Raw genomic sequence first — 9,710 nt, forward strand, 5'->3', positions numbered from 1 at the left:
GGGTATGACCGGGCCGGACGGTGCCGTGGCTGCGACCACCGTCCGGCCCGGAGTCTCAGGCCGCCGCGGCGGCGGGTTCGTGCTCGCAGGTGTCCTCGATGCCGTACGTCTCCCAGACCGGGAACTCGTCCTCGGCGGGAACCGGCTCGCCCGGGCTGAGCAGGCAGGCTTCCAGCGCGGCGCGCAGGGCCTCCGGGCGCAGCCCGGTGCCGATGAAGACCAGTTCCTGGCCCTGTGCGGTGTCCGGTCCGCGGGCGCCCGAGGGTTCGAAGCGGGCCACCGCACCCGCCTGTGACCACAGACCGGTCACCCGCGGACGGCTGGCGAGCCAGAAGAAACCCTTCGACCGCAGAACCAGCCCGTACGTCCCGCTGTCGAGCCCCTTGGTCACGAAGGTCCACAGCCGGCCGGGGTGGAACGGGAGGTCTGAGCGGAACACGAGGGAGGAGATCCCGTACTCCTGGGTCTCCGGCACGTGATCGCCGTTGAGTTCCTTGACCCAGCCAGGGGCCTGCTGGGCCCGTTCGACATCGAACAGCCCGGTGCCCAGGACCTGTTCCAGGGCTACCTGGCCCCGGACCGCGGGCACGATGCGGGCCTCGGGGTTGAGGCGGGTGAGCGTGGCGCGCAGCCGGGCCGCCTCGCTCGGCCCGACCAGGTCGAGCTTGTTGAGGACGATGACGTCCGCGAACTCGATCTGGTCCACGAGCAAGTCGCTGACGGTGCGCTCGTCGTCCTCGTACTGGTCGAGTCCGCGTGCCACGAGTTCGTCCCCGCCGGCGAGCTCCGGCAGGAAGTTGGCCGCATCGACCACGGTGACCATGGTGTCCAGGCGGGCGAGATCGCCCAGAGTCGCGCCGTCGTCCCGCGGGAAGGAGAACGTGGCCGCGACCGGCATGGGCTCGGAAATGCCGCTGGACTCGATGAGCAGGTAGTCGAAGCGGCCCTCTCGGGCCAGCCGGTCGACCTCTTGGAGGAGGTCGTCGCGCAGGGTGCAGCAGATGCACCCGTTGGTCATCTCGACCAGCCGCTCCTCGGTGCGGGAGAGCGCCGCCTCGCCGCCTCGCACGAGCTCGGCGTCGATGTTGACCTCGCTCATGTCGTTGACGATCACCGCCACCCGCAGGCCCTCGCGGTTGCCGAGCACATGGTTGAGCAGGGTGGTCTTGCCCGCGCCGAGGAACCCGGACAACACCGTGACCGGGAGCCGGTCGGGGGTCGTGCTGTTCACCGGCTCAGCCCTCGGGGCGCAGGAGGCCGCGCTCGTAGGCCTTCACGAGGCGCTGCGGGACCTGGTACACCGACCCGTCGACCGTGATGGGGACCAGCTGCGGGGTGGTCGCCTTCCACTGGGCGCGACGGTGGCGGGTGTTGCTGCGGGACATCTTCCGCTTGGGGACGGCCATGGGTGGCTCCTAGGTGGTCGGCGCGTATGGACGGCAGGCTATATGAAAACGACCTTCATTATCAATTGATGTCGCCTTCCTCTGCGTGAGACCCACTGCGGCGCCCGGCAGGCCCGCGCGGTCGGATCGAAGCTGATGTCTCGGGCGGCCCTCCGATGGCCGGGCGAATCTCCGCCTGCGAGGCCGTCGCCGCCCGCACGGCGGGCATTCGGGCGATGGCGAAACGATCAGGCAGGTGATTCCTCCGACGCCCCCTTGATGTCATCCCACGTGCTGTGATCACTCCTCATCGTGACGACGTGGGCGGTCTGGGGCTGCCCACGGTGACAGGAGGGCCTGGCTTCCATGCGCGGTGACTTCCCACGGCTCAGGCGGACGTTTTCACTGTGGTGCGGCATCGGTGCCGTGCTCGGCGGTTCGCTGGGCCCGGCCGCTCAGAGCGCACACGCGCGCACGGCGGAATTCCGAGAACGCGCCACTACATGTGCGACCCCGGGGCCGATCGCACATGCCTCCGCCGGCCTCGACTTCGGTGGCAAGGAGCTCAGTACGGCAAGTGCCGCCCGCACGGCGGCCGCCATCACGGCCGCGCTGACCGCCGGGCCTCTCCCCGCCGGGGCCCGGGTGGCGGGGAGCCGGGTACTCCTCCCCGACGGCCAGGGGTCTTTCACGATCGGCGTGGAGCCCGCGCGCATGCCGGGCACGCTTGCCTACGCGCCGGTGGCGACCACGCACTTTCTCGGGCCGAGCGCGGCCGTGGTACGGGTCTCCGACCGGGCGACGGCCGATCTGATCCGGCTGGCGGTCGCCGCCCGGCTCACCGAGGTGGCGGCGATCGTCTCCGACCGGTCGGCGAACCGGCGGCTCGACGTCACGAGCGGCCTGACCGAGGGTGTGCTCACCACCGCCGACAGCGCCGGCCGGATCCCGCTCAGCCCCAGGGACATCGGCCGGATCGCAGCCCTGAAGATCCTCGGCGACCAACTGCCCACCGCCACGGCCCAGGTGAAGTCGGCCGCACTCGGTTCCGCCATCGCGATGGGCCTGCTCGACGAGGAACCGGCCCGGCCCGTGCATCGTATGGAAGGCAACGTGCCGCTGGCCGGCGTGGCAGCCGCGGCGGCACGAGCCGTCTCCGTCCGCACGCTGTCGCCCGGCTCCGCGACCGCTCTCGACAAGGTGCTCGAGCTGGCACGCCAGGCCGGATCACAGGCGGCCCTGAAGGACATCCGCGCCGAACGGGACTGCGAGCGCCGCGTGCTGCGCGAACAAGCCGACGGTGTGATCGCCCAGCGAACGACCGTGGACGCCGAGCTGACGAAATCCCTGAACACGCGTGATGCGCAGCTGCCGGTCATCCCTCACGTGATCGTCGGCGGAGGATGGGCGGCCACGGTCGACTACCTCACCCTGCCCCCGGTCGCGAGTGCCGGCGCCGATGTGCCGCCCGTCCTGACGGTGTCCGCGGGCTACGGAGTGGTCAACGGTCTCGGGGACTTCCGCCTCACCCAGCCCGCGATGGACAACGAGCTGCCGGGTGCCTCCTTCCAGCCCGGTGACTTCGCCGAGGACCGCAACGACTTCGTGATGTCCACCGCCTTCGGGCGAGCGGTCGGTGTGGCCCGGGCCCTGGCCGGCATGCCCACGTACCAGGCGAACGTCACCGGGATCGAAGCCCGGCCGGACGGGACGGCCGCGGCGGACTGGCCTGCCGAAGCCCGGTACCGCCTGACGACCGGCGACCGGCGGACGCTGTACGCGCGCTCGGTGGACCTGGCCACCGGTCTCGGCCCGCCCAGGATCCAGCAGGCGGCCGGCGACCAGCTGGCCGGCCGGACCTTCGTCGATCCGGGTACCGGCTACCAAGTGGCGTTCGGCCCGGCCGGTGACACGCGGATCCTCGATGCCCAGGGCGAGCCGTACGCCGGGCAGTTGCCCGCGAACGCAAGCTGGCTCCTCGGCGTGCAGAACGTCGAGGGCACGCCGAAGAGGCTGTACGAGCCCTTCCTGCTCGACCCCCAGGGCCGGCCCACCGAGCGCCGCGTGATCGATGCCGAGTCCCGTTACTCGGTGGATCCGCAGACCCGTACGGTCTACGCCCCGGACGGATCGGCCGTCGACCCGGCGACTTTGGATCCGGACCTGCGGGCCCGGCTCGGCTTCCGGCCCGAGGGCTATCGCGACCCCCGGTTCGTCACCGACCCAGACTCCCCCTATTCGGTCCACCCGATGACCGGCGCCGTCATCGTGACCGCGAGCGGCGAGCCCGTCGACCGCACCACCCTCCCGCCGCAGACGCTGACCCGCCTCGACGCCCTCGTCCGGGCACACCAGGTCCAGTACGGCGGCCAGAACACCAGCGCCAGCTACCGTCCGGACGACGACCTGCTCGTCGTCGGCGGCGGCGCGGGCGGCGCCTCCGAGGTCGAACAGGCCCACTACGTCACCCGTCAAGTCACCTGGGGGGCCCGCCCGGCGAAACTCGGGGCCGACTACCCCAAGGGGCCGGAAGGCGCCCTGGACCCGAAGGGGCTGCGCGCCGAATGGGATTCGGCCGCCCCGGCCCGGAAGGCGGAGATCCAGCGGGACCTCACCTTCGTCAGCGGCGGCTTCAACCGGCGCAACACCCTGCCGGCGATCGGGGCCTTCTCCCTGCCGGTGTGGGAGCCGACTCTTCGGACGACCGACCTGCCCGTCACCATCCGGTACACCACCACCGGCCGGTTCGGCACGACCGACCTCCAGGGCCGCCTCTCCACCTTCAGCCGTATCGTCTACACCATCGGCCAGGAGGCCGACCACCCCGGCGGCGCGGCCGCACTGCTGGGCACCGGCACCCGGCTGGTCGCGGTGCTCGGACCGGACGGCACGGAGGTCAACGGCCTCAGCGACGCCCCGGGCACGCTGCGGGTCCTGGGCGCGGCCGGTGTCACTCGCGGCGTTCTGCGGCTTACCGGCGCGGACCAGCCCGTACTGACCGACAAGATCAAGGCACAGGCGGACGCCCTGCCGCCGGACGCCCGCACCATTGACCCCAGCATCCGCTACCACGCCGGGCGGATCGCGGAGATGAACCGGACTTTCCGGCGATGAGGGATACGGAGCGGCCGGTTGAGGGCGCGATCCCGGTCAGGGCGATGGCTGTGCGGGTCGATGCGTGCGACGAATGGAGTCCGTTGCGCGAGGTGCTGGTCGGCACCGCGTACGGTGCGATGTTCCCGGCCGAGGACCGCCGCATGGTCGAGGCGACCATGCCGCGCGAGCACTGGGACGAGTTCCGTCCCGGCCACCCCTTCCCGCCGCGGATCGTGGAGGACGCGGAGCGCGAGCTCCAGGCCCTCGCTGAGCTGTTGGAAGAGCTGGGATGCCGTGTGCACCGTCCGCGCCAGGTCCAGTGGTCGGGACTGGGCGGGTACTCGGCAGCCATGCCGCGCGACGCGCTGCTCGTGATGGGTGATGCGATCGTCGAGGCGTCCATGGCCTGGCGCAGCCGGCGGCACGAGCTGCTGGCGTACTGGCCACTGGTGCGGCAGTGCCGACGGGACGGGGCCAGGTGGCTGCCGTCGGCCGTCGACTTGAACGTCGACCCGGTCGGCGCAGGGCCGCCGTTAGCCCTTGACGGCTGGGTCATCGGCGACGCCCGTCCGGCCTGGGACGCCGCGGACTTCCTGCGCCTGGGCCCGCGTACGCTGATCGGCCAGCTCAGCCACGTCACCAACCGGTCCGGTGTCGAGGACCTGCGGGAACGCCTGGGCGGGGACGTCCAGGTGCATCTGGTCCGGCCGGATGATCCGCACGCAATGCACATCGACGCCACCCTGTGCCCGCTGCGGGAAGGGCTCGTCCTCTACAACCCGGACCGGATCGATCCGGCCGCGCTGGCCGGCACCCCGATGGCGGACTGGGAGCTCGTCCCCGCCCCGCACCCCGACCCGCGCACCACACCTCCGCTCTACATGACGAGCGCCTGGCTGAGCATGAACCTGCTCGTCGTCGATGGACAGCACGTGCTCGTGGAGGCGTCTGACGACAAGCTCCAGACCCTGCTCGCCGAGCTCGGCTTCACGCCCCTGCCGCTGCCCTTCCGGAACGTGCAGGCCCTCGGCGGGTCCTTCCACTGCGCCACCTTGGACCTGCACCGCGACCGCAGTGCGCGGCTGTCCTGAGACCGGACGGGTACGGGTGGGCCATGTGTGGTCCGGGCGGTCGGCCGCCTGGTCGGTGGGATCCCCGGGCCCGGCCGCGGCCGGCGCCGGCACGACGTCGACGGTCGTGCTGACCGTGAACGGGGAGCGGCGGTCCGCGGTGGTGGACAACAGGACGTCGCTCCTCGACCTCCTGCGGGAGCACCTGGAGCTGCCCGGCACGAAGAAGGGCTGCGACCAGGGAGCCTGCGGGGCGTGCACGGTCCTGGTGGACGACCGCAGGGTGAACTCCTGCCTCACGTTCGGCACTCGGCCTGTAGCCGGCGGTCCCTCGGCACGGGGTGCGACGCCGTCGACGGCGACAACCGGATGCAAGCGGTCCTGGGGGGCAGCGCGCACTGCGTGGCCAGCCACCCGTCGGACCTCGCCGTGGCGCTCGTGGCCTTGGACGCCGTCGTCCACCTGCGGGGCAGGGAGGGCACCCGCACCGTCCCGGTCGCGGAGTTCTTCCTGCGGCCGGGGGACACCCCGCACCGAGAACAGGATCTGAGGCCGGGCGAACTCATCACCTCCGTACGCGTCCCCGCCGGCCCCCATACCCGGCGGTCGGGGTACCTCAAGGTCAGGGACCGCCAGTCGTACGAATTCGCCCTCGCGTCGGCGGCGGTGGCGCTCGACATCAGGGGCGGTGTGATCCGGGGCGCCCACGTGGCCGTCGGCGGCGTCGCCACCGTGCCGTGGCGGCTGCCGCGGGTGGAGCAGGCGCTGGTGGGCGGGCGTCCCGGCCGCGCGACGTGGACGCAGGCGGCCTCCCGTGCCGCCGAGGGCGCGCGGGCACTGTCCGGCAACGCGTTCAAGATCCGGCTCCTGGAGCGGACCGTGCGCCGGCAGTTGACGACGATCGGAGGAGGACGGTGATGGCCGGCCACGTCGTGGGGCAGGGCGGCCGGCCCTCACCGACTTCGACGACCCCGGCGCGGCGTCGGTCACGGCGCCCTCGAACCCGGACTACAGCCGCGGCGACCCGGACGGTGCCTTCGGATCGGCGGACGCCACGGTGGACCTCGAGTTCACCATCAGCCGGGAGAACCACAACCCGATCGAACTGCCCTCGACCATCGCCCGCTGGGAAGGCGGCAAGCTCACGCTCTGGGACAAGTCCCAGTGGGTCCAGGGCGCGGCCCGCACCGTGGCCGGCGCGCTCGGCGTCCCCGAGCAGGACGTCCGGGTGCACAGCGAGTACGTCGGCGGCGGGTTCGGCAGCGCCATCCGTGCCTACGACCACGTCGTCCTGGCCGCGTTCGCGGCGCGGCGGGCCGGACGGCCCGTCAAGGTCGTCCTGTCGAGGCGTCAGTTCTACTACGGCACCGGCTACCGGCCCGCCCGCCGCCAGCGCCTCGCGCTCGGGGCCGGCGCGACGGGACGCATCGAGAGCCTCATCTACGAGGTCCGCACGGAGACTTCGCGCTACGAGCAGTACGAGGAGGGGCTCACCGACCTGCCGAAGTTCCTCTACGGCGTCCCCCACACGAGGACCCGGTACCGGCTCACCGCCATCGACGCCCAGTCGCCGGCATCCATGCGCGGCCCGGGCGTCGTCAGCAGCGCCTTCGCCCTCGAAACCGCCGTCGACCAGCTGGCGCACGACCTGGGCATCGATCCCATCGAGCTGAGGCTCCGCAACGAACCCACCCGGGACGAGGTGACGCGCCTGCCCTTCTCCACCCGCAGGCTGCGCGAGTGCTACGACCTCGGTGCCCGCCGCTTCGGGTGGTCGAGGCGCAGCCCCGCCCCCGGCGGCCGCACGGACGGCGACCTGCTGATCGGCACGGGCATGGCCACCGCCTCGTACCACAACAACCGCCGCCAGGTCGGCTCGCGCGCCCGGGTCGACGCGGACGGGACGGCGACGGTGGCGACGGCGACCAGTGACATGGGACCGGGCACGACGACCTCCGTCATGCAGGTCGCAGCGGACGCGCTGGGCCTGCCCGCGCGGCAGGTCACCTTCCGGCTGGGGGACTCGGCCCACCCCCTCGCCCCGCCGCACGCCGGCGCCACCACCATGGCGAGCGTGGGCTCGGCCGCCCATACCTCGTGCACGGCCCTGCGGAACAAGTTCATCGCCCTGGCGGTGGCGGACCCCGCCTCGCCCCTGTACCGGGCCGATCCCGCCAAGGTGGCGGTCCGCGACGGCCGCCTCACCCCGGGGCAGGGTGGCGCCGCCGACAGCTACCGCGAGATCCTGCGCCGCGCCGGCCTGCCCGGTCTGGAGGCCACCGCCACATGGGGGCCCGGCGACGCCGACGAGAGGATCTCCAGCTACGGCTACGGCGCCGTCTTCGCCGAGGTGTCCGTCGATCCGCTCCTCGGGCTCGTCCGCATCCGCCGGATGTTCGCGGCCTACGACGTCGGCCGCGTGATCAACCCCAAACTGGCCCACAGCCAGGCCGTCGGAGGCATGGTGGGCGGGATCGGGATGGCCCTGCTGGAGGCCACGGTCACGGACCACCGCGACGGCCGGATCGTCAACGCGGGCCTGGCCGACTACCTGGTCCCGGTCAACGCCGACGTTCCCGAACTGGACGCCGCGTTCATCGACACCGAGGACCCCCTGGCGGATCCCATCGGGGTCAAGGGGCTGGGGGAGATCCCATCGTGGGAGTCCCGGCCGCCATCGGGAACGCGGTGTTCAACACCACCGGCAAACGCCTGACCGACCCGCCCATCAGACTGGAGGCGCTGCTCTGAACGGCGGCCGGTGACCTGCCGGCCCCGGGGATGAGGACGAGCCGCTGTTGGCGGGTAGTTCAGGCCATCCCGCACACCCTGGAGCCGTCGTGCTGTCACGATCGCGGTCATGACGACCTCTCCGCAGGATGCGGCGCCAGGCTGGGACGACCTGCTTCGTACAGGAACCGGCCCTGTGCAGCAGAGCTTCCTGGACCTTGTCAGGACCACACGTGAGTACGTGGGCTACAGCCCGGAACTGGTATCGGGCTTGTTGCAGACCCCGGAGTACGCCGCTGCGGTGCTGCGCCTCGTAGTGGACTTCTACGGGATCCCCGACGACATCGAGGCAGGGGTAGCCGCCCGTACGGCTCGCGCGCGGTACATCGGCCAGGAAGGCCGGTCCTTTCACATCCTGCTGGGCGAACAGGCGCTGTACACCCATCTTGGCGGGCCGGAAGTGATGCGGGACCAGCTGCGCCGATTGTTGGATGCGACGGACCTGCCGGGCCTGTCCCTGGGGATCATCCCGGCCCGCGCCCGCCTCCTGGTCCACCCGGGAGGCAGCTTCTCGATCTTCGACGACAGCAGGGTCGAAGTCGAGGGATACCGCGGGGCCGAGACGATCACGGATCAGGGACGGGTCGGCGTGTTCCGCAAGGCGTTCGGGCTCCTCCAGCCCTGCGCCGTCTACGCACAAACCGCCCGTGACCTGATCACGTCCGCACTGGCGATGAGCTGACGAGCCGGAGCACTGCACGAGGAAGCGGGCAGCTTCCTCTGCCCTCCAGGTCCTCCCTTCTGGCGACGGTGGTCGACGTAGGACTGGGGGACTGGCGACGGTCTGGTGATGTCGGGTGTCCCTGCAACCGCAGCGGCGGTAAACGGGGCCGCGGCCGACGCCGGTACGCAAGGACATCGCCTTCGGCGGGCGGAGGAAGGTGCGACACCCTCAGCTTGCGACCACAGACGACCACCCTGCCTGTCGGAACTGCCGTGACCCGTGTGTTTCCCTCGTCGGCGCGCCAAGGGCAGCGCCTTGGCCGGGCTCTGGAGACTGCTGAGTTCTTGGTCTGCTGTCCCGTGGTCAGCGGAACCGCGGGCCGTTCGGGTGTGTGGTGTGGAGAGGTGAGTTCGCGACCGACGGCGGCCTGCCGAGGTCATAGGGTCAACGGTGTTTTACAGCGGTGGAGTTGAATGTGTCGCGGTAAGTGCGCGGCGGTACCCCGACGTGCGCCTTGAAGAGGGTCCGGAAGTTGGCCGGCGTGCCCAGGCCGCAGCGCCGTGCGACGGCTTCGACCGTCAGGTCGCTCGATTCCAGGAGTTCCCGTGCGAGGCCGAGCCTTGCATCGAGCAGCCAACTCATGGGCGGTCGACCGGTGTCGGAGTGGAAGCGCCGGATGAGGGTGCGGCGGGACATGCCGGCCTG

7 protein-coding genes and 2 pseudogenes are annotated in these 9,710 nt (G+C 71.6%); 6 read left to right on the forward strand and 3 right to left on the reverse strand.

What is annotated here, in order from left to right:
• Positions 1–55: 55 nt before the first annotated feature.
• Positions 56–1,231: a GTP-binding protein gene (locus tag ACFV0Q_RS32150; protein WP_385010134.1), complete on the reverse strand. Its 1,176-nt coding sequence runs from the start codon at positions 1,229–1,231 to the stop codon at positions 56–58.
• Positions 1,232–1,235: 4 nt separating this feature from the next.
• On the reverse strand, positions 1,236–1,406 hold the full coding sequence (rpmF, locus tag ACFV0Q_RS32155; protein ID WP_007267665.1) for a 50S ribosomal protein L32: 171 nt from the start codon (positions 1,404–1,406) through the stop codon (positions 1,236–1,238).
• Positions 1,407–2,099: 693 nt separating this feature from the next.
• Here rpmF and ACFV0Q_RS32160 point away from each other — a divergent pair.
• The 6 genes and pseudogenes from ACFV0Q_RS32160 to ACFV0Q_RS32185 all read left to right on the forward strand — a co-directional run bounded on the left by ACFV0Q_RS32160 (position 2,100) and on the right by ACFV0Q_RS32185 (position 9,023).
• Positions 2,100–4,499, forward strand: coding sequence for a hypothetical protein (locus ACFV0Q_RS32160; protein WP_385010136.1), 2,400 nt, complete (start codon positions 2,100–2,102; stop codon positions 4,497–4,499).
• 50 nt (positions 4,500–4,549) lie between these two features.
• Positions 4,550–5,572 (forward strand): amidinotransferase, encoded by a 1,023-nt coding sequence (locus ACFV0Q_RS32165; protein WP_385010138.1) that lies wholly within the window; start codon positions 4,550–4,552, stop codon positions 5,570–5,572.
• A gap of 115 nt (positions 5,573–5,687) precedes the next feature.
• Positions 5,688–5,834 (forward strand): annotated as a pseudogene (locus ACFV0Q_RS32170) (2Fe-2S iron-sulfur cluster-binding protein); the annotation flags it as partial.
• A gap of 32 nt (positions 5,835–5,866) precedes the next feature.
• Positions 5,867–6,469: pseudogene (locus ACFV0Q_RS32175) on the forward strand (FAD binding domain-containing protein); the annotation flags it as partial.
• A 139-nt stretch (positions 6,470–6,608) separates the two neighbouring features.
• Complete coding sequence (locus ACFV0Q_RS32180; RefSeq protein ID WP_385010140.1) at positions 6,609–8,267, forward strand: xanthine dehydrogenase family protein molybdopterin-binding subunit; 1,659 nt, start codon at positions 6,609–6,611, stop codon at positions 8,265–8,267.
• Between the two features lie 144 nt (positions 8,268–8,411).
• Positions 8,412–9,023: a DUF5753 domain-containing protein gene (locus tag ACFV0Q_RS32185; protein WP_385010142.1), complete on the forward strand. Its 612-nt coding sequence runs from the start codon at positions 8,412–8,414 to the stop codon at positions 9,021–9,023.
• A 426-nt stretch (positions 9,024–9,449) separates the two neighbouring features.
• Here ACFV0Q_RS32185 and ACFV0Q_RS32190 read toward each other — a convergent pair.
• Positions 9,450–9,710: helix-turn-helix domain-containing protein (locus tag ACFV0Q_RS32190; protein WP_385010143.1), on the reverse strand; the 261-nt coding region annotated here is incomplete at its 5' end.

The sequence above is a fragment of the Streptomyces sp. NPDC059564 genome (assembly GCF_042735575.1).
GTDB lineage: Bacteria > Actinomycetota > Actinomycetes > Streptomycetales > Streptomycetaceae > Streptomyces.